20 protein-coding genes and 1 pseudogene are annotated in these 23,665 nt (G+C 64.1%); 15 read left to right on the top strand and 6 right to left on the bottom strand.

Annotation, left to right across the window (positions count from 1 at the left end; all coding sequences use genetic code 11):
• Window positions 1–65: 65 nt before the first annotated feature.
• Entirely contained in the window at window positions 66–509 is a 444-nt protein-coding gene (locus tag R3F55_22460; GenBank protein MEZ5670140.1) for a hypothetical protein, read from the bottom strand.
• A 94-nt stretch (window positions 510–603) separates the two neighbouring features.
• Window positions 604–1,761, bottom strand: a complete 1,158-nt coding sequence (locus R3F55_22455) for an epoxide hydrolase (GenBank protein MEZ5670139.1) — start codon at window positions 1,759–1,761, stop codon at window positions 604–606.
• 1,905 nt (window positions 1,762–3,666) lie between these two features.
• Between R3F55_22455 and R3F55_22450 the strand changes: the two are divergent.
• The 4 genes and pseudogenes from R3F55_22450 (at window position 3,667) to R3F55_22435 (ending at window position 7,728) form a co-directional block, all read left to right on the top strand.
• Window positions 3,667–3,777, top strand: a pseudogene (locus R3F55_22450) (ABC-three component system middle component 2).
• Window positions 3,778–3,841: 64 nt separating this feature from the next.
• Entirely contained in the window at window positions 3,842–4,039 is a 198-nt protein-coding gene (locus R3F55_22445; protein MEZ5670138.1) for a hypothetical protein, read from the top strand.
• A gap of 1,003 nt (window positions 4,040–5,042) precedes the next feature.
• Entirely contained in the window at window positions 5,043–5,276 is a 234-nt protein-coding gene (locus R3F55_22440; protein MEZ5670137.1) for a hypothetical protein, read from the top strand.
• A gap of 2,254 nt (window positions 5,277–7,530) precedes the next feature.
• On the top strand, window positions 7,531–7,728 hold the full coding sequence (locus tag R3F55_22435; protein MEZ5670136.1) for a hypothetical protein: 198 nt from the start codon (window positions 7,531–7,533) through the stop codon (window positions 7,726–7,728).
• Window positions 7,729–7,847: 119 nt separating this feature from the next.
• Here the strand turns inward: R3F55_22435 and R3F55_22430 are convergent, their stop codons facing one another.
• Window positions 7,848–8,912 (bottom strand): alcohol dehydrogenase catalytic domain-containing protein, encoded by a 1,065-nt coding sequence (locus R3F55_22430; GenBank protein ID MEZ5670135.1) that lies wholly within the window; start codon window positions 8,910–8,912, stop codon window positions 7,848–7,850.
• A 494-nt stretch (window positions 8,913–9,406) separates the two neighbouring features.
• Here R3F55_22430 and R3F55_22425 point away from each other — a divergent pair, with 494 nt between their 5' ends.
• The 3 genes from R3F55_22425 to R3F55_22415 are packed head-to-tail and all read left to right on the top strand — an operon-like array spanning window position 9,407 to window position 12,977.
• The gene (locus R3F55_22425) at window positions 9,407–10,924 is read left to right on the top strand and encodes a sugar ABC transporter ATP-binding protein (GenBank protein ID MEZ5670134.1); all 1,518 of its coding nucleotides are present in this window, start codon (window positions 9,407–9,409) and stop codon (window positions 10,922–10,924) included.
• A 24-nt stretch (window positions 10,925–10,948) separates the two neighbouring features.
• Window positions 10,949–12,163: an ABC transporter permease gene (locus R3F55_22420; protein MEZ5670133.1), complete on the top strand. Its 1,215-nt coding sequence runs from the start codon at window positions 10,949–10,951 to the stop codon at window positions 12,161–12,163.
• Between the two features lie 37 nt (window positions 12,164–12,200).
• Complete coding sequence (locus tag R3F55_22415; GenBank protein MEZ5670132.1) at window positions 12,201–12,977, top strand: glucose 1-dehydrogenase; 777 nt, start codon at window positions 12,201–12,203, stop codon at window positions 12,975–12,977.
• Between the two features lie 10 nt (window positions 12,978–12,987).
• Here R3F55_22415 and R3F55_22410 read toward each other — a convergent pair whose 3' ends face one another.
• Both R3F55_22410 and R3F55_22405 read right to left on the bottom strand, forming a co-directional pair.
• Window positions 12,988–13,140 (bottom strand): hypothetical protein, encoded by a 153-nt coding sequence (locus tag R3F55_22410; GenBank protein ID MEZ5670131.1) that lies wholly within the window; start codon window positions 13,138–13,140, stop codon window positions 12,988–12,990.
• 149 nt (window positions 13,141–13,289) lie between these two features.
• A complete protein-coding gene (locus R3F55_22405; protein ID MEZ5670130.1) occupies window positions 13,290–14,369 on the bottom strand; it encodes an MmgE/PrpD family protein in 1,080 nt (359 codons plus the stop codon).
• Window positions 14,370–14,634: 265 nt separating this feature from the next.
• Between R3F55_22405 and R3F55_22400 the strand changes: the two genes are divergently transcribed.
• The 6 genes from R3F55_22400 (at window position 14,635) to R3F55_22375 (ending at window position 20,702) form a co-directional block, all read left to right on the top strand.
• Window positions 14,635–15,600 carry a sugar ABC transporter substrate-binding protein gene (locus tag R3F55_22400; GenBank protein MEZ5670129.1) on the top strand — a complete coding sequence of 322 codons (966 nt, stop codon included), beginning with the start codon at window positions 14,635–14,637 and terminating at the stop codon, window positions 15,598–15,600.
• 127 nt (window positions 15,601–15,727) lie between these two features.
• Window positions 15,728–16,471: an SDR family oxidoreductase gene (locus R3F55_22395; GenBank protein MEZ5670128.1), complete on the top strand. Its 744-nt coding sequence runs from the start codon at window positions 15,728–15,730 to the stop codon at window positions 16,469–16,471.
• A gap of 15 nt (window positions 16,472–16,486) precedes the next feature.
• On the top strand, window positions 16,487–17,329 hold the full coding sequence (locus R3F55_22390; protein ID MEZ5670127.1) for an SMP-30/gluconolactonase/LRE family protein: 843 nt from the start codon (window positions 16,487–16,489) through the stop codon (window positions 17,327–17,329).
• 16 nt (window positions 17,330–17,345) lie between these two features.
• Window positions 17,346–18,269 (top strand): NAD(P)-dependent oxidoreductase, encoded by a 924-nt coding sequence (locus tag R3F55_22385; GenBank protein ID MEZ5670126.1) that lies wholly within the window; start codon window positions 17,346–17,348, stop codon window positions 18,267–18,269.
• 52 nt (window positions 18,270–18,321) lie between these two features.
• Window positions 18,322–19,776 carry an NAD-dependent succinate-semialdehyde dehydrogenase gene (locus tag R3F55_22380; GenBank protein ID MEZ5670125.1) on the top strand — a complete coding sequence of 485 codons (1,455 nt, stop codon included), beginning with the start codon at window positions 18,322–18,324 and terminating at the stop codon, window positions 19,774–19,776.
• Window positions 19,777–19,781: 5 nt separating this feature from the next.
• Window positions 19,782–20,702: a LysR family transcriptional regulator gene (locus R3F55_22375; protein ID MEZ5670124.1), complete on the top strand. Its 921-nt coding sequence runs from the start codon at window positions 19,782–19,784 to the stop codon at window positions 20,700–20,702.
• A 61-nt stretch (window positions 20,703–20,763) separates the two neighbouring features.
• On the opposite strand, the gene R3F55_22370 is transcribed toward R3F55_22375, so the two are convergent.
• Complete coding sequence (locus R3F55_22370) at window positions 20,764–21,603, bottom strand: hypothetical protein (GenBank protein ID MEZ5670123.1); 840 nt, start codon at window positions 21,601–21,603, stop codon at window positions 20,764–20,766.
• Between the two features lie 320 nt (window positions 21,604–21,923).
• Between R3F55_22370 and R3F55_22365 the strand changes: the two genes are divergently transcribed.
• Both R3F55_22365 and R3F55_22360 read left to right on the top strand, forming a co-directional pair.
• Complete coding sequence (locus R3F55_22365; protein MEZ5670122.1) at window positions 21,924–22,610, top strand: aldolase/citrate lyase family protein; 687 nt, start codon at window positions 21,924–21,926, stop codon at window positions 22,608–22,610.
• A 153-nt stretch (window positions 22,611–22,763) separates the two neighbouring features.
• Window positions 22,764–23,522: a glucose 1-dehydrogenase gene (locus tag R3F55_22360; protein MEZ5670121.1), complete on the top strand. Its 759-nt coding sequence runs from the start codon at window positions 22,764–22,766 to the stop codon at window positions 23,520–23,522.
• Window positions 23,523–23,665 lie beyond the last annotated feature (143 nt).

Here is a 23,665-nt window from a genome sequence, read left to right as displayed (position 1 = left end):
GGCTACAGATAAAGGGCCGGCGCCTGCAAGCGCCGGCCCTGTCGTTGAGCGGCCGGACGACGGCGTCAGCGGTTGCCGCCGCCGCCGCCGCCACCCTGGCCGCCGCCGCCACCCTGGCCGCCGCCGCCCTGGCCGCCGCCCTGGCCGCCGCCACCCTGGTGGACACGGTCACGGTCACGGTCGTGCAGCTGCGTCTGCAGCTGCAGGCAGTCCTGCGTGGCCGAATCGCAGTCGCGCAGGCGTTCCTGGTCGCGCAGCTGCTCGCGCAGCGGGTCGCAGCCGTCGCCGCTGCAGTCCTGCAGCATCAGCCGCAGTTGCGTCATCAACTGCTCGCGAACCTGCTCGCACGCCGGGTCGCCCACCGTGCAGGCCCAGACCTGCTCGCGCAGCTGCAGCATGGTCTGTAGCCGGTCGTCGGCCTGCGCGCCGCCGGCCAGCGTCATCCACGCCGTGGCAGCGGCGGCCGCGAGGCCGGCGCCGCGCCGGAACCGTGTCGATGAAACACGCATCGGAACCATCTCCCTTTCGGTGCCCTTGCGGGATTGGTCCCTGCCTACGGCGTCGGCCCGGCGCCTCCCTTGACCGGTGTCAAGTCGTGTCGGGCTACCGGTCGAGCGTGCGGAAGAAGGCGCGGATTTCCGCGGTCAGCGCCGCGGGCTGCTCCATCGCGGCGAAATGGCCGCCGCGCGGCATCTCGGTCCAGCGGCGGATGTCGGTGTAGTAGAGCGCCGCCAGCGACCGCGGCGGCCGCAGGATCTCGCGCGGGAACTGGCAATAGCCGACCGGCACGCCGACGGCGTGGCCTTCCGGCACCGGCCACGGGCCGTGCAGCCGCGCGTAATAGGGCCAGAACGACGAGCCGATCGCGCCGGTCAGCCAGTACAGGCTGATGTCGGCCAGCACGTGGTCGCGGTCGAAGGCGCTGTCGAGGTCGCCGCCGCAGTCGGACCAGGCCCGGAACTTCTCGACGATCCAGGCGGCGAGGCCGAGCGGCGAGTCGGTCAGGCCGAACGCCAGCGTCTGCGGCCGGGTGCCCTGGATCGCCTGATAGCCGGTGTCCTCCTTCAGCCAGGTCGCCAGTTCGCCGAAGAACGCCCGCTCGGCCGCATCGGCCTCGTCCGGCGCCTTCAGGCCGGGGCGCAGGATCATCAGGTTGAGGTGGATGCCGGCGACCCTGTCGGGATGGGCGAAGCCCATGCGCGAGGCGACGATCGAGCCCCAGTCGCCGCCCTGCGCCGCGAAGCGGCGATAGCCCAGCACCTCGGTCATCAGGTCGGCCAGGCAGTCGGCGATCGCCTCGCAGCCGTAGCGCGGCTGGTTCGGCCGGAACGACAGCCCGAAGCCGGGCAGCGACGGCGCAACCACGGTGAAGGCGTCGGCCGGGTCGCCGCCGAACCGCGCCGGGTCGGTCAGCATCGGGATGATGTCGAGGAACTCGAACACCGAGCCGGGCCAGCCGTGCAGCAGCAACAGCGGCCGCGGGTTCGGCCCGACCCCCTGCACGTGCAGGAAATGCACGTCGATGCCGTGCAGCGGCACGGTGAACTGCGGAAGGGCGTTCAGCCGCGCCTCCTGCGCCCGCCAGTCGAACCGGTCGCGCCAGTGGCCGACCAGGTCGCGCATGTAGCCGACGTCGGTGCCATAGGCCCACGGCGCGTCCGGCGCCTGGTCGGGAAACCGCGCCCGCGCCAGCCGCGCGCGCAGGTCGTCGAGCGCGGCGTCGTCGACATGCAGGGTGAACGGCGTCGGGGAAGCGGTCATCGCAGGGTTCCGATACAGCGCAGCCACCCCGGGTATGGCCGCATGCGCGGGCGCGCACAAGCGGCGAGCGGTGCCGCGCTGGGAGGTTGTGCGATGAGGGGAAGGGAGTGGGGAGACCAAAGCTGGACCGCAGACACGATGGCAGACAGCGACAGGAAGCCCAATCACGCTCAGCGCGCTCTAGGAACTGGCCTCAGCGGCTTTGGCAGGCGGTCACGGGTCAGCGCCGAGCGATCATTGGACGCAACGAAGTGGAGACGCCAGCAGTGGCCCGAGACAGGCAGGAACGCGACCGGTTGGTTGAACGCCAGCTCTGCGAACGACGGCACCTACAGGTACGCATCGACGCATGCTACCAACGTCAGGGCGGAGGCATTGGATGAAATCCGGCGCGACTCGCAGGCCATGCTAGAAAATGCACCGGAGGCTGTGTTCTGACCGACGGAAGCTGAGAACGATGGGCAGAGGCAGGCCAAACGGCGAAGGCTCGAACTATGTCGGCAGGGGCCGATGGGGTTCCGAAGGCGGATAACGCTGCGCGCAAGATGCGTTGTACTACACGCCATCTTGTCTCGCCGTCCGCGGCGTCTCGGCAAGGGGGGCGTGCTGCTCCCGTTGCATCCCCCTGCCTGAGCCACGATTTTGAGAGGCTTCGTTAACACCCAACCGCAGTGCGCCTCACTCAACAGGCCAGACTGTCTGTGGACTGCGTGATCCAGTTTGCTATACTCGCGTTATAATTGCGAAAATCACCGATGATAAAAGACAGTGATCTGAAAGAGATAGCGCCAAAGACCGCAGTGGGCACAGCGTCCCCGGACCATGTTCAATCTGGGATACCCATTCCAAAGGTCGTGCGTGTTAAGAGCTTCAGCCCTGACGATTGGGAAAGCTTCGTCGAAGAGTGGGCAACAACGCCCTCAAGCATCTATGAAAGAGTGCGCTGCTTTGGCGGGGCCGGTGATTACGGAGTTGGATATAGCTGGCTTTACCTCTGCCCAAGGGTTCGCTGATGTATGGGACAATTACCAATGCAAACGATACGATCATCCTTTATGACCTAGCGACGCATGGGTCGAGATTGGGAAAATAATATACTATTCGTATTTGGGGAATATACACCACCGCGCTATCATCATTTTGTTTGTTCGCAAGGAATTGGAACGAAGCTCGAAAACTTCTAAATAATCCGAGCAAGCTCAAAGAAGAATTCAAAGATAACTGGAGTGCATAATCAGGACAAGATCACCACAGTGAAATCCATATCTCTCGCGGGCGATCTTGAAGCATACGTAAACTCCTTTGATTTCTCCATCTTCACGTCAAAGTCACATGTAGAGTTAATCGATGCTCACTCAACGACCGGCTTTCATGCGGTCCGGTCTGGTGGCGGACTCCCGCCTCGACCTGCCCCAGAGAGCCTGCTGACCAGCCCCGCCGCTGCGGAGAGTCGCCACATCCGCCAATTGCTTGACGCCTATGGAGATGATCTCGGACGATCCTCGCGGACACAGAGGCCCCGGAGCCCCATGCCTCTATGAAGAGAGACTACCTTCGACAGCGGGAGCGATTCATCATGCCGAGTCGTTACGGAATTTTGCGCGGGATACAGTGTTGCAGCGGGACTTTCGACGATCTACAGGAAGAGATTTTTCAGGGTGTGGTTGATATCGCCGAAGGAGTCACGCCAACGGTTACGAGCGGATGAAGGCTACGATTTCGCATGCATCGAAGTTCCGGCCTAACGGCAAACCCCCTCGCTTCTGCGACAAAAATCCAAGATCAACAGGGGATATGTCACCAGCTAGCTAACATCGATCGATTGACATGGGTGCCACCGATGACTAGCGCTCGGCACCCTACTCCGTTCAACAGCCCGCTGAGACCGGCACGCGATCGCTTGCCATTCTTGTTGCCGCTTATCCGGATGCATTCGATTTGCAACGGCTCGTGGAAATGGACTACCTCGTAGTTCATTCCGGTGACGCTGACGGACCGACGAGTCAACGCGCGCCGTTGCCTCTTCGCGCGGGTGAGCTTCTCGTACGGCGTGGGCTGGATAGAAAAGGGCTTGAACCTCATGATGAGCAGGCATCTGATCCAGCGCCTGCCCACCATGGACGGATCTGCATACGTAGCAGGAGAACCAGCTGCCCCATTCTTGGCCTCTCTCTCGACCATATACAAGGCGATTAGTCGAACGCGCAATGTGGGCGGTAGAACGGTTCCACAACGTGCCGACAGCAGAAGTCACTCGCATCACTCACCGTCTATTTGAAAGGTGGTCCAGCGAATTTCAGCCTCTCCAGTCGCCGGGAGGGCAGTCATGAGCAACGAGCGGATCGAGTTAAGGCGAGTTGCATTTCAGGGGCCAAAGGAGAAGCGTCGCTGACTTGATCTCTGGTGTGAATGTCATCTGCGGTGCGTCAGACACGGGCAAGTCATTTCTTGCGGAATCAATCGACTTCATGCTCGGAGGTTACCAGTTAAGAGAAATACCCGAGCGCGCTCGATATGGAGAAGCCAGCTTAGGACATCAAGATAACGCCGGATGAAAAGTGGCGGATACATCGCGCAACAAGTGGCGGAAATTTCACTCATAGCTGATCTGCTCGACGAGAATTCAGAATTAACTATTCTCAAGCAAGCGCACGGGCACGACAAGACAGACAACCTATCTGGATTTCTTCTGGAAAAAATCGGGCTAGGTGGAAAGAGAATACTACGTAGTGCGGTAAAGGCTACCACCAGAGCCTTAGTTTCAGAAATCTTGCGAGACTTGTAGATTGTGCAAGAAGGTGAGATTCATAGATTGGGTCGCCATTCTGGGGTGGTCAATACACGCTGAAAACAGCAGAGTTAGCGACAATAACGCTCTTACTCACTGGTGTTGACGATTCTGGCGTCGTTCCCGCCGCTGTCACAGATTCCGACAACAGCTCTCAAATCGAATTGATTGATGAGTTGCTTGCAGATTTGCAGACTGAGATTGAGGATATGGGAGTTGGCCGTTCTGGAGTTAGATGACCAACTCACTCGGCTAGAGACGCGTTGGACGAAAGACGGGATGAACTCGCCGCCAGTCAGTTAGTCCTGAATGAGGTTCTTCATACGCGTCGAAGTGTGTTTGAGAAACGCGAGGAAGCCCAGTCTCACCTCGATGAGATAGCCGATCTTCTTTGCGCGATTTGCATTACTCCAAGAGCATTATGCCGTGGACGTTGAACGGCTCAACGCTATCCAAGAAAGTGGGTCGGATGTTTGCATGTTGAGGCTGTTCCATGCCTGATTGCGGAGCACAGCCCGAGGCACAGCATTTAGACGAGAGCTGCGAAGGTGATGTTGAGGCGATCATTGTTGCCGCGGCAGCAGAAATAGAAAAGATTGAGAATCTTGATACAGAACTTCGCACAACGATTGGCGATTTAGAGGCTGAAGTCATGACCTGCGCGGGCAGATTCAAGAAAATGACTGACGAATATGGGACTTTCGATCTCAGATACAAGAGAGCCTAGCGCCTAAACTGGTAAGAGGATCGAGCGAAATTTTCTGCTCTTGTGGAAGAGCGATCAACTGCTCGATCAGGATTATATTTGTATTCGAGGCAAGAAAAGCTACTGGAGAAAAAGTCAGCACTAGAAACACAGGACGAGGCAGAGACCAGAGGGGCGCGCGTGTTGCGGCCGGCCTTTGATGCAATCGCGCATGATTTCTCGCTCAAATTGGCGACAGTTCTAAAAGCTTGGAATTTGCCGGGAGAGTGCCGGGTTCATTTTGACAAAGAAACGACAGATTTTGTGATAGACGGAAAGCCTCGTGGAAGTCGAGGAAAGGGCCTTCGAGCAATCACTCATGCCGCAGTAACCATAAGCCTTCTGGAATATTGCCTCGAGAATGATCTTTCATCCGGGTTTCGTGGTTTTAGATTCTCCCCTCTTGGCTTATTTCAAACCGGAGGGCGATGATGATATGATGTTGAAGGGAACGGATCTAAAAGAGCGCTTTTATCAGTATTTGGTTGAACATCATTCTGGCGGTAGTCAGGTTGTTATCATTGAAAACCAACATCCCCGGCGTTCGTTGAGGATCAGATTTCCATGACCGTGTTCACTGGAAACCCCAATAGCGGGCGATATGGCTTCCTGTAGAGCGCCTGGCGGGCTTCGCCCCTCGCGCGCGCAAGGCATCCAAACGCATCCGCTACGCGGGGCCCTCGTTCGGAGCCTCCTTGCACTTGTTACCCCCATTCCCGGCGAGGGCCAAGGGCTGCTGGCGCAACCCGTATGTGGAGTTAGAACCGCTTGGCTGCTATGCCGCCACGATATGATGGCGGAGTCGGGCGTGCACAATTCGTCGATGATGTCGCTTCAAGCGCCACCAGACGAGAGCGATGAAGAAAGTTTCGAACCGATTAGAACCAGATTTCTAATGGCGATTCAATATGTTGGGCGGAAAACTGCCTAGAAAAGTAGATTGGCGCACCTGACAGGATCTGAACCTGTGACCTCTGCCTTCGGAGGGCGGAGGATTATCGTTTCGCCCGTGTCCACGCCATTCCTGACCATTCTGCAAATCCGCAGATTTGCTCGCGCTATGCGGATAGACGTTTCCTCGGCGTTCCGCTTGTTTCCGCATTCGGTGATTGCTATGTGATTGCCAGCAATCACCGATCTGGGGCGGACAGACGATGCCGACGGCCAAGCTCACGAAGAAGGTCATCGATGCATTGGAAGCCGGCGAGCGGGACCGGTTCCTCTGGGATGGGGAGCTTGCAGGATTCGGGGTCAAGGTCACGCCGACCGGCCGCAAGGTCTATCTCTGCCAGTATCGTGCCGGGCACGGCCGTCGCGGCGTGACCCGTCGCTACACGATTGGCCCGCACGGCATGCCTTGGACGGCAGACGAGGCGCGGTCGGAGGCGAAACGGGTGCTCGGCCGCGTGGCCAACGGCCAGGACCCGGCTGGGTGGAGCGGCGTGCGGCCAGCACGGCGCCGACCGTCGCGGAATTGTGCGATCTCTATCTTCGCCGCCGAGGGCTGCACGACGAAGAAGGCCTCGACGGTCGCCACCGACCGGGGCCGAATTGCACGGCACACATCAAGCTGCTCCTCGGCCGAAAACGCGTGGGCCGACCTGACGCGCGCCGACATCCAGCGCTTCCTTCGAGACGTCGCCGACGGCAAGACCCGCGCGGACGTTAAGACGCGCCAACACGGTCGCGCGATCGTCAAGTGGGGCGAGGAACGCCACGCGCACAGTCGGGTTGCTCGGCGAATCCTAACCTTGCCAGGACCGCGGTATGCGCGCGGACAACCCGGCGCGAGGGGTCAAGCGCTTCCCGGACCGAAAGTGCGGCCTTGTCCCTGGCCGAGCTCGCCAAGCTCGGCGACACGTTGCGCAAACTGGAGCGCGATGGCGCCAATCCGGCGGCCGCCGGATCATTCGGCTTGCCTTCACAGGGGCACGCAAGAGCGAGATCGTAAACCTGCGTTGGTCGGAAGTGGACTGACCGCGATCTGCTGCGGCTCGAGGACCTGAAGTCAGGACAGAAGACCATCCCGCTCGGCGCACCGGCGCGCGAGGTGCCGTCGCGGCAGCGGCAGCATGACAAGTCCCCCCACGTGTTTCCGGCCGAGTCTGGCGACGGTCGCTACCAGGGCGTGGAGAAGATCTGGCGGGAAAGCGCGGGTTCTGGCCGGCTTTCCCGACCTGCGGATCCACGACCTGCGGCACTCCTTGCAAGTATGGGGCTCGCGACTGGAGATGCCTTGCCGGTGATCGGGGCCCCATCACTCGGCCATGCCGACGTCAAGACCACGTCGCGCTACGCTCATCTGGCGGATGATCCGCTCAAGGCCGCGGCCGGCCGGATCGCCGACGCTGTTGCCAGCGCGATGGGCGAGGCTCCCGCTGACACGGTGGAAGCCGAGATCGTCCCTATCGATGGAAAGCGCAGGCGCGCATAACCGCTGTCTGGATCATCCGGGGCGGACGCCGATGAAGGCTAGTTGTCCCTGGCTTGGGCACTTCACCGCATGGCATCACTATGGCGAAAGCGGACGGGAACCACCTGCCCCCTCCTAGACTAGAAGATGAAGACGCCCTTTCCGCTGGCCTGGCTGTCGAACTTCTCGTAGGCCTGTGCGGCGTCCGTGATCGACCAGCGGTCGCTGAAGATCAGGTCGATGTCGACGCCACTGGCGATGAACTCGGCGCACCGCCTCATTCCCACGATCGAGAACGTGTACGAACCGATGCACGTGCGCTGGCTCTGATGATGTCGTTCCAGCCGATCACGTTGAAGCTGCCGCCAACGGCGACAAGGGCGATACGGCCCCATGGCGCCGTGCTGCGAACGGCCTGGGCCTCGGCGGTCTCGCCACCGGCGCAATCCAGAGCGCAGGGACGCCACGCCTTCCTTGGTGAGCTTGCGGACTTCCTCGACAGGATCATCGGTCTTGCCGTTGACGGCGTGAGCTGCACCGAAGCGGCGTGCGGCCTCGACCCGGCTGGCATCGATGTCGATGCCGATGACGGGCACACCCATGGCAGAGGCGAACCGGACGACCGAGAGCCCGACGGGCCCGAGGCCGAATACCGCGAGCGTATCGCGGGCGCTCACGCCCAGCCGACAGATGGCGCCGTAGGCGGTCCCGGTGCCACAGGCAATCGCCGCGCCGCCGACGAAGGAGACCTCGTCCGGGAGCTTGACCAGCGTCGAGACCGGGACACGCATGAAGTCGGCGTGACCGCCATGCAACACGGCGCCGTGCGGAGCGGCGCCCTCGACGCACATCTGCGTCCAGCCGCTGCGGCAATGGTCGCAGACGCCGCAGCCTTCGTAGTGAAAGACCATGACTCGGTCGCCTTTGCGGAACCGCGCCGGATCGACGTCCGGTGCCACCTCCTCGATCACGCCACAGGGCTCATGCCCGGCGATGATCCGCGTGTCCTTGGCGCGGTCCCGGGAGAGCTTGAACCCCTGCGCGGCGAGCTGGGCGATCGGATCCTCCGCGCGGTAGAAATGAAGGTCGCTGCCGCATATGCCCGAAGCCTTCATCCGGATGACGGCCTGGCCCGGCCCGGGGGCGGGGTCGGGGAAGGTTGTGACCTCGAGCGTTCTATTCCCCGTGAAGACGACACCGCGCATGTCCAGGCTCCCGTGGCCCCCGGGGGAAAAGGCACTTCGTGCATGCCCCGCGAAATGATTGCCAGCTTGGATCACTGGTCTCGTTTTGCTCCGCGCGCAATGCATAGCTCACGCGCACCAACGCTTAGTTGTAACTTGAAATTATAATATGCAGCGCCCGGTGGGGCATGCGTCTGTGTTGGAGACAGGCGACATGCTAGGCAGCATCCGTGCGTAGCTTGGCAGAGCGGCATCATTCCAAGGTCGACGCGCCGTGTCGCGCGGTCGCGCCCTTGGCCGAAGGTGCCGGAGAGACCGAGGCACGCCGACAGTACTGCCGTCACGGCCGGTCGATCCGGGCGTGAGGCGTGTGCGGGAGGGGGATCGGATGACAAACTCCGTTGTGCAACAATCCGTCATGCCATTGACCGGTCATCGCCTCTCTAGGCGCGACTAGGCAAGGCTGCTTCCGCAGGGCTATGGGGATCGGGCTTGTGCAGCCGGACACTCCGCTCATGCGACTCGAGGCGGTCGCCAAGACCTTTCCGAACGGGACCGTGGCCCTGCGCGGCGTAGACCTCGACATCGAGACAGGGAAGGTGCACGGGCTGTTGGGCGCAAACGGCGCCGGCAAGTCGACGCTGATCAAGATCCTCTCGGGCGCATACCCGGCCTCCACGGGCCGGATCATCTGGCGCGGAAAGCTGGTGACCTGGGATAGTCCGCGCGCTGCCAACGACATGGGCGTGGCGACCATTCACCAACACATCCCCCTGGCGCCCACCCTTTCGGTGCTGGAGAACGTGTTTCTGAGCGATCGCAGGTTGTGGCGCAGGTCTTCTTCCACCCGGCGCCAATTCGATGCGCTTTGCGATCGCGTTGGCTACTGGCTCGATCCGGATGAACCGATCGGGGACCTGCCGATCGGTGAGCGGCAGATGGTATCGATTTTCCAGGCCCTGGCGACAGGCGCGGACCTTATCGTCATGGACGAGCCGACGGCTTCGCTTGCCGCCAAGGAGCGCGAACTCGTCTATGCCACGGTGAAGCGGCTCAGCCAGGGCGAGGGCAAGGCGATCCTCTTCGTCTCGCACTTCCTGGACGAGGTCATGGCGTTGACCGATCAGGTCACGGTCCTGAGGGACGGTCAGGCGGTGCTGCGTGCCGAAACCGCGCATCTGGATGAGGCACGGCTCGCCCAGGCGATTGTCGGAAAGGAGATCGTTGCGCTGGAACGCGACGCGATGCGTCGGCCGGCACCCGACCCCGAAGGCGATGCGGGTCGCCCCATGTTGGAGCTGCGCGACCTGGCTTCACCTGGAAAACTCGCGCCGCTCTCGCTGCAACTCATGCGGGGCGAGGTCGTCGGCATCGCCGGACTGCTCGGCTCGGGCCGCAGCGAACTCCTGCATGCCGCATTCGGGGCAGATCACCGGGCGACTGGCGAGGTGCTGCTCGACGGCAAGGCGGTTGGACGCAGCACGGGCGCTGCCGTGAAGGCTGGCATGGGGCTCGTCCCCGAGGACCGGAACCGCCAGGGAATCATCCCCGAGTTTCCGATCTGGCGAACGATCACCTTACCCGACCTGGGCGGCGTGTCGATGCTCAGTGCCCTGCCGGTCGAGGCGCGCGAGCGGCGGCGCGGCTGGGAGGCCATCCGCAAGCTCTCGATCAAGGCCAGCTCACCTGACATCCTCGTGACCGATCTCAGCGGCGGCAACGCGCAGAAGGTCACGATCGCGAAGTGGCTGTTCAGCGACGTGAAGGTGTTCCTCCTGGACGAGCCGACGGCCGGCATCGACGTCGGTGCGAAGTCGGACATTCTGCACCTGATCCGGCAACTTGCCGCCGAGGGCAAGGCGGTGATCTTCGTCTCGTCCGACTTCGAAGAGCTTCTCGTGGTCTGCGACCGCATCCTGGTGTTGCGGGACGGACGGTGCGTGGCCGAGCGTGAGGTCCAACAGACGAGCGAGCACGATCTGCTGCTGCTCGCAGGCGGCCAGACCGCCGACCAATCGGCCGTCCGGCACTAAAGTATCCGAGCGTAGGGACCCGCCATGTCGACATCCTCTGGTGCCGAGACGAAGGTAACGGTCGGCCCGGATCGGCATTCGTCGGAGCAGAAGATCGACTGGCGTCGGTTGTTCGGGTTGCGCGAGATGGGCGTCTACTACGCCCTGCTGCTCCTGATCGCCGTTCTGGCCGTGGTGACGTCCTCCATGGGACGCGAGAACTACCTGAGCGTTCTCAATCTCACGAACGTGCTCTACCAGTCCTCGTTGATCGCAATCATGGCCGTTGCGATGACGGTCGTGTTGATCAGCGGAAACTTCGATCTCTCCGTCGCGTCGGTGGCCGCATTCTCGGCGGTCCTGCTGATCGGCAATGCCGACGCGCTCGGCTATTGGCCGGCTATCGCGTTGGCGATGGCGGCGGCCATCGGGCTCGGGCTTCTGAACGGCGTGATCGTGCAGTATGTCGGCATCAATGCCTTCATCGTCACGCTCGGCACCATGACGGCCGTGCGCGGGCTGATCCTGATCTACACAGACGGCCGGTCGCTCTCCGTTTCGGACCCCGAGATCATCGAAGCGATGAAGGCGTTCGAGGGTGGGCGCTACGATGTCGGCTGGCTCATCCTGGCCCTGGGCATCGTGCTCCTCGTCCTGGGCGCGTTCGGCGCGGTGCGGTCCCGGAACGCGCGCAAGTCCCTGTCCCCGACCCATATCGGCCTGGTGCTGGGTGGGTTCCTCTTCCTCGCCATAAGCGCGATCACCGATGCGACCCTTGAGCTGCGCAATCCGGTGATCTACCTGATAATCTTCACGTCCATCGTGTGGTTCACCCTGACCTTCACGATGGTGGGCCGCAGGCTCTATGCCGTCGGCGGCAACCCGGAAGCCGCGCGGCTGTCAGGCATCAACGTGACCCGCTACAAGCTGCTGGCCTTCGTCTTCTGTAGTGGAACGGCTGGGTTCTCGGGCATCCTGTTCGCCAGCCGACTGCGGTCGATCAACCCTTCGGCCCTGACCGCGGCGGAGTTGACGGTCATCGCCGCTGCCATCCTGGGGGGGACGTCGCTGTTCGGCGGCGCCGGCAGCGTGATCAAGACGCTCGCCGGGGCCCTGCTCCTCTACTCGCTGACGAACGGCTTCAACATCCTGAACCTCGGTGCCAACTACCAGGGCTTCGTCGAAGGTGTCGTCGTCGTGGCCGCCGCGGCGATCTACACGGTCGGCAGCAAGAGAGCCAAGTCCAAGACGGGCGGCTGAGCCGCACACGACAATCAACCGCTTTCCGGGGAATGCCATGTCCGAAGTTCCAGGCATCGACTACACCGGCAAGGTCGCCTTCGTGACCGGCGCAGGCAGCGGAATCGGCCGCGCCACGGCCATCGCCTTCGCGCGCGCCGGGGCGTCCGTTACTGCCGCCGACATCGCCGAGGGGGGACTCAACGAGACGATTTCCGAGGTCGAGGCCTTTCATGGCCGGATAATGCCGGCCCTCTGTGACGTGACCCGCGCCGCCGACGTCAGCGCCGCTCTGCGCAAGACGGTCGAGACATACGGCCGGCTCGACGCTGCCTTCAACAACGCCGGGATCGAGCAGCCGGCCCAGCTGATCGCCGATCTCTCCGAGGAGGTCTGGGACCGGACCATCGCGGTCAACCTCAAGAGCGTGTTCCTCTGCATGAAGCATGAGATCGAGATCATGCTCGGCCAGGGCGGCGGCGCAATCGTCAACACCGCATCCGGTGCCGGCGTCCTGGCGATCCGGGGACAGTCGAGCTACTGCGCGTCGAAATTCGGCGTGGTCGCCGCCAGCAAGGTCGCGGCGCTTGAATATGCCGACAAGGGTATCCGGGTGAACGCGATCTGCCCGGGCATCATCGATACGCCGATGATCGCCCGCTACACCGGCGACACGCCGGAGGGCCGGGCACGCGTCATCGCGCAGGAGCCCGTAGGCCGCATGGGCCACCCGGAGGAGATTGCAGGGACTGTGCTGTTTCTCTGTTCCGACGCCGGCGCTTTCGTCACCGGCCACGCCATGGTCGTCGACGGCGGCCAGACCGCCGGAATCTGACGCCAGGCAATCAGCCGAGGCAGCGGATCAGATCGGTCGCGTTGGCGAGGGACTCGAGCCGGCCGGCGATGTCCAACGCCTGGTCGACCCGCGCCGGGGAAAGCGGACGGGCGGCGACCGAGGCGCATTCGCGGAACTTGGTGCGGATGTCGTCCCAGGACATTGGGTTGTCGGCGTTGCCCGGCACCCCATGCCCCTCGCGAACCCAACTCCGGCCGTCACGTGCATGGATCTCGACCCGGCCGGCGGGCAGCACATCTTTCCAGTCGAGGCTCGGATCGGGCGCCAGTTCGATGGTGCTTGCGACGCTGGCTACGTCCGGATCGCTGAGTGCCGCGGGGAGAAATCCGCGACCGTCATGCCGCGGCGGACGATGGCGACCGAGACGAGGAAGGGCAGGCTGAATTTCGCATCGACCAGCGTGGCCGGCACGCGGCGCTCGTCCAACGGCCGGCACATCAGTTCGTGATAATCCCCCACATGCAGCCGGGTCCGGGCGATATCCGCCGGCACGAGGTCGTTCTCCGCGACGATGTCGATCGCCGCCTTCATGTGGCTGTGGGCCGTGCCGACGCAGGGCCACCGCTTGTAGAGCGTGCCGCCGCCGAGAAAGACGCGCCCGAGGTCGCACAGCATCGCTGCGCGATCGTAGCGGCCGCCGAAATAGGTGCTGAAGACACCATACTGGCCCTCGAACAAGCGGTCGATACCGGTGGTCCCCTTCTCGGCCATCATCGCCGCGAGCGCAGCCCCCTTGGCAGAGAAGCCCGCATAAAGCCCGCGCAGATCGCTGCCGCGGCCGGCCACCATTTCCATGATCCCGCTCGACTGCATCGAGGCGATCCCCATTGCGGCGGCCGTGCGGTCTGCGGAAAGGCCCAGTGTGCGGGCAGCCGCAGCCGCGGCTGCAAAGACGCCGAGAACGGTCGACAGGTTCCAGTCCTTCGTCCATCCCACATTGCACCGCAGGCGGGCAAAAATGTCCTGGCCCGCAGCCACGGCCGCGATGATGTCGCGCCCGCTGATGCCGCCCTGCCGCTCGGCAACCGCGAAGACCGCCGGCACGATCGAGCTCGACGCATGCTGGCCCCACGGCGTCTGGTCGTCGAAATCGAGGCAGTGCGCGAGCGCACCGTTGGCCAGAGCCGCCATCAGAGCCGGTGCTCTTCCGCCGAAGCCCAGAAGCGTGCACTCCGCCGAGCCGCCCGCTTCGCGCACGATCTCCGTCACGCTGCGCGCCGCGGGCTCCATGCCGCTGGCCGCGAGGATCACCCCGAATATGTCGATGATCGATTTCTTGGCCGCCTCGCGGGCCTCCGGGGACAGGTCGTCGTGGCCGAGCCCGGCGGCGAACCGCGCGAAAGCATGAACCAGGTCGCGATCTTCGGACATGGCTCGATACCCTTGATTGTTGAGAGCCAGGACTGTTCGGCCGACGCAGTGAGATGCGTTGCATCGCACATCGGTCCGCATCCGGCATGCGTGCGATCCGCCTCAAGCGCAACCCGGCACCTTTCATATAATCAGGCGTTATAAGACGGTTGATCGAATTCAGTTTGGAGGTTCTCAAACCCCGCAGCGGGTGGGAATTTCGCCTTGAGGGCCCGGTGTCAAAGAAAATGCGCACTGCCGGGGTCCCGACAGGAGGAACGCCAGCATGATCAACAAGACAACCGGAGCCTTGGGGCTCTCGGCAGGGCTTGCCCTTGCGGCCGGTAGCGCCTTTGCCCAGGACTCGACCTACGGCTACGTCGCCGGCAGCATGATCTACCCTTACAACGTCTCGACTGCCCAGGGCTTCGAAGAGGCTGCGGAGGCGGCTGGCGTCAGAGCGGTGGTGCTCGATCCGCAGGGCGACGTCGAGAAACAGGGCAACGCCATCGACGACCTGATCGCGCAGGGTGTCGATGCCATCGGCTTCCTGCCGCTCGACTCCGTGGTCGCGGAATCCTTCGTCGACAAGATCACCGAGGCCGGTATCCCCTCGGCCGCCATCGCTGTGCAGGTCGGCGACCCCGCGACCCGCGCGCTTGAGGATGTCTATCCCAACTTGAATGCACTGGTTACACCCGACGATGCATTTGCTGGCGAGCAAGCGGCGACGTTGGCCCTGACCATGTTGCCGACCGACCGAACGGTGAAGATTGCGATCGTCGAGGGTGCGCCTGGCTATTCGGCTGTGACGCAACGGACACTCGGCTTCACGCGTGCACTGGACGCGGCAGGGATCTCGTACGAAATCGTCGGGTCGCAACCCACCGACTGGACTCCGGAAGAGGGCGAGGCGGTCTGCCAGAACTTCTTGACGTCGAATCCGGATATCGACCTGATCTTCAGCCAGGCCGATGACATGGCGCTGGGCTGCGCCCGGGCGCTCGATGCGGCCGGGTCCGACGCATTCCTGATCGCGACGTCGGGCGGTTCCACGCTGGGCAATGCCGCGATCGAAGCCGGCGAACTCGACGGTTCGGTCTGCGTGAAGCCGCGGCTGCTTGGCCAGCTGATGTTCGAGGCGCTTCATGAGGCCGTGACAAACCCTGACTCGCCCAAGGGCCAGCTTGTCTCGGTCGATCTGCCGATCATCACCAAGGACAACCTGGACACATGTCCTGCCGAGTGGTGAACGAAGCCGGCGCGAACGCCGGCTTGCGGGAGACGGACTTTGGCGGCTGCGCGGCACCGTCGCCGCGCAGCCTGCCGTTCCCCCGGGGCAATTTCATCCCCGGCGAGCGGAACTGGGAGCCACTCTGATCGGCATGTTGACAGGCAAGACTGTCCTGATCACGGGCGCACTCGGGACCATCGGTCAGGCCCTGGTCGCACGCTACAGCGAGGAGGGCGCGCAGGTCATCGCGTCGGACCGCCCGGACACGGACCACGCCGAGGAGAGGTTGGCGCGGCTTGGTACCGGCGTGCGCTATTTCGGTTGCGACCTGAACGCCCTGGACGCGGCCGAAGCCGCGGTGACCGGACTCGCCGACGAAGTGGGCGGCATCGACATCCTCGTCAACAACGCGGCGACGGTCGTAAACAAACCGTACGAGGCCTTCTCCATCGCGGAATACGAGGAAGAGGTCCGCGTGAACTCGACGGCCGCCTTCGTGCTCTCGCGCGCCTGCGCCGTGCACATGAAGCGGAAGAAGTACGGCAAGATCGTCAATCTGACCTCACTGACCCTCACCGGCCACTGGGAGGGTTTCGTTCCCTACGTCGCCTCGAAGGGCGCGATGTACGGACTGGTGAAATCCATGGCGCGGGAGCTCGGCCATCACGGCATCAACGTGAACGGCATCTCGCCCGGGGCCGTCGTGTCCAAGGCCGAATGGCGCCATTTCGGCGACAAGCGCGAGGCGTATCACCAGTGGATTCTCGAGCGCCAGAGCCTGAAGCGGCGGATCGAGCCGGTCGACATCGCCAACCTCGCAGTCTTCCTGTCCTCGCCGCAGGCCGACCTGATCACCGGCCAGAACATCCAGTGCGACGGCGGTTGGTAGGCTGACACGCCACCGATGATCGAGCTTGTGCCAACGCCCTTCGCACGAGGCTTCCTGTTCCTCGAGGCACCGAAATGGCGCGAAGGACTGCTCTGGGTCTCGGACGTCTTCGATCACAAGTTCTATGCGCTTGCGGCTGATGGTCAGCGCGAACGGGCCATCGACGTGCCGACAAGGCCGTCGGGGCTCGGCTTCCTCTCGGACGGCACTCTGATCATCGCCTCGGCCAAGGATCGCAGGCTGTTGCGCCTCGACGGCGATGCGTTGAACGAATATGCGGACCTCTCGAGCCATGCGGCAGGTTGGGTCAACGACTTCGCCATCGATGCGCGGGACCGCATCTACGTCGGCAACTTCGGCTACGACTTCGTCGCCGGCGAAGACCGCAGGACGACATCCCTGCATCGCGTCGACCCCGACGGCACGATCACGACTTTGGCGGATGGTCTCGACTTCCCGAACGGCTCGGCGGTCATCGACGACGGCCGGACGCTGATTGTCGCCGAGACCTGGGAGGCACGGCTGACCGCTTTCGATCTGAGCCCGGAGGGGGAGCTTTCCAACCGCCGGGTGTTCGCCGATCTCGGCGCGCGGCAACCGGACGGCATCTGTGCCGATGCCGAGGGGGCGATCTGGGCCGGGATCTACAACACGGGGGAGTTCGTGCGTGTGCTCGACGGCGGTACGGTGACCCACCGCGTGCCGTTCAACGGCTCCGGCATATCCTGCACTTTGGGCGGTGCCGACGGCCGCACCCTGTTCATGACGGCCTTCATCGGCAACGACGCGGACATGGAGGCGGGCAAGCGCAACAGCGCCGTCTTCACGGTCGGCTCGGACGTGCCGGGACCCAGGTAACGACGCAGCCGCACGCATGCATCAGGTCCTTGCCTTTCCGGCACTCGAGGGAATGGCCTATCCCCGGCTCGAGGCGAGGGATCTCGTGCGTGTCGTCGCCGGGCCAGATTCGATTGCCGCTCTGCCAGAGGTCGAACGCAGCGCCGTGCGCGTGCTGATGACAAGCGCATCGCGTGGCTGCAGCCTGGCGCTGGCGGAGGCGCTACCTGGCCTGCGTTTGGTGGTGTCGCAAGGCGTCGGTCAGGAGAGGATCGACATGGCCGCCCTGGCAGCGCGCGGGATCCGCGTCCGGTCGATCGGCGAGGCGCTGACCGACGACGTTGCCGATCTTGCCATGGCGTTGGTGCAGATGCTCTGTCGCAACCTCGTGCGCGCTGACGCATTCGCCCGCAGTGGCGCCTGGCAGCACGGCCGCTTCGAAATGGGCGACAGCCTGGTCGGCATGACGATGGGCATCGGCGGGTTGAGTGGCCGGATCGGGCAGGCGATCGCGCGGCGGGCCGAGGCATCGCGGATGAGAGTGGCCGCGCTCATGCGCCCGTCGAACGAAGGGCTGGGCGTGCCGCTGCACGACGGGTGGGTCGCGCTGGCCGAGGCGAGCGACGTTCTTGTTCTCGCACTACCCGGCTCGCCGGAGCTGCGCCACGTGATCGGTGCGCGCGAACTCTCGGCGCTCGGCTCGGGTGGGCGTCTCGTCAACGTGGGACGCGGCAGCCTCGTGGATACCGAGGCCCTGGTTGCGGCACTGGCGGACGGAACCATCGCCGGGGCCGCGCTCGACGTGCTGGAGGGCGAGCCGGAAGTACCGGTCGCGCTCGCGGCTCTGTCGAACGTCATCCTGACCCCGCACATCGGTGGCCAGACCTGGGGTCACCGGGCCCGCGCCGCCACGATCGCAGAGGATGAGGTGCTGGCCTTCCTCGACGGGGCAAAGACGTGACCGACACTTCCCGAAAACCTACGGCCGGCAGCCAAGCGGATGAGCCATACGCATGAGCGCAGATCCCCAACAGACCTACCCTCGCATCGGGCTCCTGATCGACGGCGAATGGATCCATGACCGCCCGCCCTTGTGCGCCGTGGAGAACCCCAGCGACGAATCCCGGCTCGGCGAGGTGCCGAGGGCGACGCCGCAGGATCTGCAGGACGCATTGGATGCCGCCGCACGGGGCTTCGAGACGTGGCGCAAGACCCCGCCCTCGCAGCGTGCCGCGCTGATGCGTCGGGCCGCTGCATTGGTGCGCGAGAGGGCAGAGGACATTGCGCCAATCTTCGTGCGGGAGAGCGGCCGGACGCTTGCCGAGGTCCGCGCCGAGATCGAGCGGTCCGCGAGCTTCCTCGACTGGGACTCCGAGGAGCTGAAGCGGCTCTACGGACGGATCGTGCCGACCGATCCCCCGATCCGGCAGTGCGTGATCCGGGAGCCGATCGGACCCGTCGTCGCCTTCACGCCCTGGAACGTGCCGATGAGCGCCCCGTCCCGCAAGATCAGCGCCGCGCTGGCATCGGGCTGCTCGATCATTCTCAAGCCCGCCGAAGAGACCCCGGCCACGGCCTGTCTGTTCGCCCAGTGCTTCTTGGATGCCGGCCTGCCGAACGGCGTCCTCAACCTGGTCTTCGGAGATCCGGATGAGGTGTCGCGCACGCTCGTCCTGTCGCCGATCTCCCGGCTCGTGACCCTGACGGGTTCGATCCAGGTGGGTAAACACCTGACGCGGCTTGCGGCCGAGACGATGAAGCCGGTGCTGATGGAGCTTGGCGGCCATGCACCCGTCCTCGTCGACGAGGACGTGACCCCGGACGAGGTCGCGCGGCTGGCGGTCGCATGGAAGTTTCGGATGGCCGGGCAGTTCTGCGCCGCACCATCGCGGTTCCTCGTGCATCGCGCGGTCTATGACGCGTTCGTGGACAGCCTCGCCACCCGTGCGGGAAGGCTCAAGGTGGCAGACGGTTTTGCCGAGGGCGTCGAGATGGGACCGCTAGCCAATTCTCGTCGCCTGGCTGCGATGCGTGGCTTCGTCGAGGACGCGGTCGCGCGTGGCGCCCGCGTCGCATGCGGCGGGCGACGCGTGGGCAACCTCGGCTGGTTCTTCGCGCCCACGGTGCTGGCCGACGTGACGCTGGAAGCGCAGGTCATGTCCGAGGAGCCATTCGGACCGATTGCTCCGTGCATGAGCGTCGAGTCGATGGACGAGGCCCTGGCGATCGGAAACAGCCTGAGCATGGGGTTGGCCGCCTTTGTCTTTGCAAACTCGACGGAACGGGCGGACTATCTGGCGCAGGAGCTGCAGGCGGGATCCGTCGCGGTGAACGTCTTCACCAGCCCCGGGGCGGATGCACCGTTCGGCGGCTATCGTGAGAGTGGGATCGGCCGCGAAGGCGGGCCAGAGATGTACCAGAGCTACACGATCGCCAAGACAATCGCCGCGCGCCGCGTCACAGTTTGAGGCAGATGGCGGACATCGATCCGAGGAAGCTGATGTACTTCGCTGCCGTCGTCGATCATGGCAGCCTCAACCGTGCCGCCAAAGCGCTGGCCGTTTCGCAGCCGGCGCTGTCGACCTCGATGGATCGGCTCGAGACTGAGCTTGGACTGAAACTCCTAGAACGCAGCCCGACCGGCATTCTCCCCACCAAGTACGGCGATATCCTCTATTGCCATGCGCGGCTCATCCGCGAAGAGATCGAGCTGGCATCGAAGGCCCTGGTGGATGCACGCGACGGTGATCAGGATGCGATCCGCGTCGGCAGCCTGCCGAGCTTGGCCGGTGGTGTCATGCCCGTGGCACTCAGCAAGTGGCGGGAAACCCACCCAGAGCAACAGTTGCAGGTCGTGGAGAACGCTCAGATCGACTTGCTGACGGGACTGGTGCGCCGCGATTTCGACTTCGTGATCGGGCTCACCGAGGTCTTCGACATCCGCGACGGCCTGCGCCAGCGGGTCCTGTTTCGCGACTCCCTGTGCGTCATCGCCAGCCCGAGCCATCCACTGCGCGACGTGACCGATCTGAGCTGGGCGGACCTCGTTCGCTATCCCTGGATCAGTCCGACCTCACGCCGCACCCACACTGTGCTGGAACACGTGATGAAGACGATGAACGTCGGCTTGCCCGACCGGATCACCGTTTGCGGATCGATCGCACTCCTGGCGTCGCTGGTCGAGAAGTCCGACCATCTCGCGGTGCTTCCCAAGCACGCGGTTCGGAACGCGCTCGCGGAAGGTCAGCTTCTCGTGCTGCCGATGGAGGACGCGGCGCTGCATCGCAACATCGCGGTGTTCTTCCGGGAAGGCTACGAGATGGATCAGCCCCGGAGAGACCTTGTCGACTGCGTCGCGCAAGTCGGGCTCGAACTCTGCCGCGATTGCGCCTAGCCCGGCTCCATGTACCGACCCGCTTGAGCGACGAGCGGTTGCCGAGCCGAAGACCGGGGAGTCAGAACTTGGGCAACGTGATCGTGAAGAAGAGCGCCTCTTCCTCGGCTCTGATGTCGACGGCCGGGTCGCCGGGCAGGAGTTCGATGCCCGTCCGCGCGCCGTAGCTCTTGCCGTTCGTTTCGACCCGACCCTGGCTCAGGAACAGCACCTCGATGGCGCTCCGCGACCCGGTGTTCCAAGTCGCGCCCGCGGCCACCTTGACGAAGCCGAGACGCGTGCCACGCTCCGTAAAGGTGCCCAGGAGCTTGGTTGAGACACCCGGCGTCCCCGTCTCGATCCAGACATAGGCCTCGGGATCCATCATCATCACGTCGTCGTAGCGCGGGGGCGCAAAGACGAGCTTCCTTCCGGTCGCCTCCTCGAAGCAGGCGGCCGAGCCGTCCATGTTATGCTTCTGTCCCTTCTCGTCGAACCAGGTGAAGACGCCGTTCTTGAACTCGCCCTTCTTTTCCAGTGCCCGGTTGGCGGCCTCGCGGCGCGGCGTGCTGAGAAAGCCCGAACCGCTGGCGCCGCCGAATTGGATCACCATCATCTCCAGGCCTTCAGGCCGATCCTGTGGGCCGTAGTGCACGCTCTCGGGGAAATAGGCGACCGAACCCTCTCCCATGACCTTGTTGGGCGAAGCCGGATACTTGCCCTTCAACACATAGCGCACCTGGTCGAAGTTGTGGCGATGCCGCGGGGTGCCCCAGCCGCCGGCCCCGACCTTCCCGACGTTGAGCAGATAGTTGTTGGGTGAGTCGTCCTCACCTTGCAGCAGGAACTTCTGGTCCAGGACGCCATCGCGCATGGAGCCAACGCGCCCACCTTCCGATGATGAAGCCTCTGCGATGCGCACGCAGCTCCCCATCCTCCACGAAGAGAAATCCGATGGCTGTCAGATAGGCCAAAGCAGGGGTTTCAGGAAACCTGCAATTCTGCCGCGCTTATAACGTGCTGTTATCACTACGACCGCACTGGCGGGGCGTGCTCTTGAACCGTTCCGCCGGTGCGTCCAGACTCCTCTATTCCCCCGTGCGGCGACCCGGAACGCCCGTCGACACAAGGCGCAGAAGGCGATCCAGATGAGCGACCCCGACATTCCCTCGCCAGATCGCAAAGGCCAAGATGACCAGCGACGGCCGTGGGCGCTGATCGTGCGCCTCTGCGGAGTCGAATCTGCCGTGCCCAGCAGCGCCGGGCTTCGACTGTCTCTACATCGATCTCGAGCACTACAACTTCTCGCTCGAGACCAAATCCTTCGAGATCTCGATCGCGGCAACGGCCCTTGGCGTGACGCCCATGGTGCGCGTGCCCGGCCACGACCCGGCTGAGATCAGCCGGACTCTCGAGACCGGTGCGCAAGGGGTCATCGTCCCCCATCTCGAAACCCGCGCCCAGGCCGAGGCCGTCGTTGCAGCGGCCAGGTTCCCGCCCGCCGGGCAGAGGTCGCTTCTGGGCGCCAATCCGCACACGCTTTTCCGCGCCGGTCCGGCAGCAGAGACGATGGCAAGGATGGATGAGGCTGCGCTGGTCGTCGGCATGATCGAATCGGTCAACGCGGTCACCAATGCGCAGGACATCGCCTCGGTCGACGGACTGGACATGCTGCTGGTCGGCACCAACGACCTGTGCAACTCGTTCGGCGTGCCCGGGGCGCTCGATCACCCGAAGGTGCGCGAAGCGTACGCGCATGTCGCGGCGACCTGCCGCATGCACCGCAAGCTCTTGGGGGTAGGCGGCCTGAACTCGCGCCCGGACATCGCGAAGGAGATCATCGCGCTCGGTGCGAGCTACGTCTCGGCCGGAAGCGATACGGGGTTCCTGATGAGTGCAGCGACGCACGCCGCCAAGAGCTTCCGATGAGAAACCCGGCGCCCGAGCCGCCAGGGTGCCGGAACCCGGCGTTGGCGGACATGCGCGGGGCGGGAGCGGGCAGGAGGACGACGATTGAACCTTGATCCAAACGTACCGGTGCAGCGGAGCCCCAACGTTCCGGTGAACGCGAGGGATTTCGGCGTGACCGACCGCATCGTCCTCATCACGGGTGCGGGACAAGGCATCGGTCGCGAGCTCGCCCGCCAGTTCGCGGCTGCCGGCGCCGTCTCGCTCGTCGCCGACCTCAGTCAGGAGAATGCGAACGCCGTCGCCGCCTCGATCGAGGCGACCGGCGGACGGGCGGTGGCGATCCCGGTCGATGTCGCCAACGAGGAGTCCGTGGCGGCCATGGCGGCCCGCGCCCTGGACCGCTTCGGCCGTGTCGACGCGCTGGTCAACAACGCCTCGATCTTCTCGGCCCTGACCAAGAGGCCCTTCGAACAGATTCCGCTCAACGAATGGCAGAGGGTGATGGAGGTCAACGTCACCGGCACATTTCTCTGCGTGCGCGCGTTGGCCCAGAGCATGCGCAAGAGGGGCTTTGGCCGCATCATCAACATTTCGTCGGCCTCGGTTGTCCGCGGCACGAAGAACTACCTGCACTACGTAACATCCAAGTCGGCACTGATCGGGATGACCAACGTGCTGGCGCGTGAGCTGGGCGCCGACGGGATCACCGTGAACTGCATCCGCCCCGGGACGGTCGCGACCGAGGTCGAGGAGCGCATCGCCAGCCTGACGCCCGATATCATGCAGCGGGCCAGGGACCTGCAGTGCATCCCGCGCACCATGGTGCCTTCGGACCTCGCCGGGCTCGTCTTGTTCCTCGCGTCGTCCGCCGGCGGATTCATCACCGGCCAGACCATCGCCTGCGACGGGGGCTACACCCACAGTTTCTGACGTTGGGCGGACGGACCCGGAGGCCATGGAGAGTTACCCGAAGATCTACATCGATGGCGCCTGGGTCGACCCATCCGCCCCCGGTCAGCGCGCGCTGGTCGACCCGAGCACCGAAGGCCCGTTTGCAACGGTTTGCATCGGCG

Source organism: Alphaproteobacteria bacterium (assembly GCA_041396705.1).
GTDB lineage: Bacteria > Pseudomonadota > Alphaproteobacteria > CALKHQ01 > CALKHQ01 > CALKHQ01.
The sequence above is the reverse complement of the archived record's forward strand: the minus strand, read 5'-3'. Positions and strand labels throughout refer to the sequence as shown.

Coding starts and splice junctions, on each gene's coding strand:
- R3F55_22460 (MEZ5670140.1), bottom strand. CDS start 509: ATGCGTGTTTCATCGACACGGTTCCGGCGCGGCGCCGGCCTCGCGGCC.
- R3F55_22455 (MEZ5670139.1), bottom strand. CDS start 1,761: ATGACCGCTTCCCCGACGCCGTTCACCCTGCATGTCGACGACGCCGCG.
- R3F55_22445 (MEZ5670138.1), top strand. CDS start 3,842: ATGATGAGCAGGCATCTGATCCAGCGCCTGCCCACCATGGACGGATCT.
- R3F55_22440 (MEZ5670137.1), top strand. CDS start 5,043: ATGCCTGATTGCGGAGCACAGCCCGAGGCACAGCATTTAGACGAGAGC.
- R3F55_22430 (MEZ5670135.1), bottom strand. CDS start 8,912: ATGCGCGGTGTCGTCTTCACGGGGAATAGAACGCTCGAGGTCACAACC.
- R3F55_22425 (MEZ5670134.1), top strand. CDS start 9,407: ATGCGACTCGAGGCGGTCGCCAAGACCTTTCCGAACGGGACCGTGGCC.
- R3F55_22420 (MEZ5670133.1), top strand. CDS start 10,949: ATGTCGACATCCTCTGGTGCCGAGACGAAGGTAACGGTCGGCCCGGAT.
- R3F55_22415 (MEZ5670132.1), top strand. CDS start 12,201: ATGTCCGAAGTTCCAGGCATCGACTACACCGGCAAGGTCGCCTTCGTG.
- R3F55_22410 (MEZ5670131.1), bottom strand. CDS start 13,140: ATGTCCTGGGACGACATCCGCACCAAGTTCCGCGAATGCGCCTCGGTC.
- R3F55_22405 (MEZ5670130.1), bottom strand. CDS start 14,369: ATGTCCGAAGATCGCGACCTGGTTCATGCTTTCGCGCGGTTCGCCGCC.
- R3F55_22400 (MEZ5670129.1), top strand. CDS start 14,635: ATGATCAACAAGACAACCGGAGCCTTGGGGCTCTCGGCAGGGCTTGCC.
- R3F55_22390 (MEZ5670127.1), top strand. CDS start 16,487: ATGATCGAGCTTGTGCCAACGCCCTTCGCACGAGGCTTCCTGTTCCTC.
- R3F55_22385 (MEZ5670126.1), top strand. CDS start 17,346: ATGCATCAGGTCCTTGCCTTTCCGGCACTCGAGGGAATGGCCTATCCC.
- R3F55_22380 (MEZ5670125.1), top strand. CDS start 18,322: ATGAGCGCAGATCCCCAACAGACCTACCCTCGCATCGGGCTCCTGATC.
- R3F55_22375 (MEZ5670124.1), top strand. CDS start 19,782: ATGGCGGACATCGATCCGAGGAAGCTGATGTACTTCGCTGCCGTCGTC.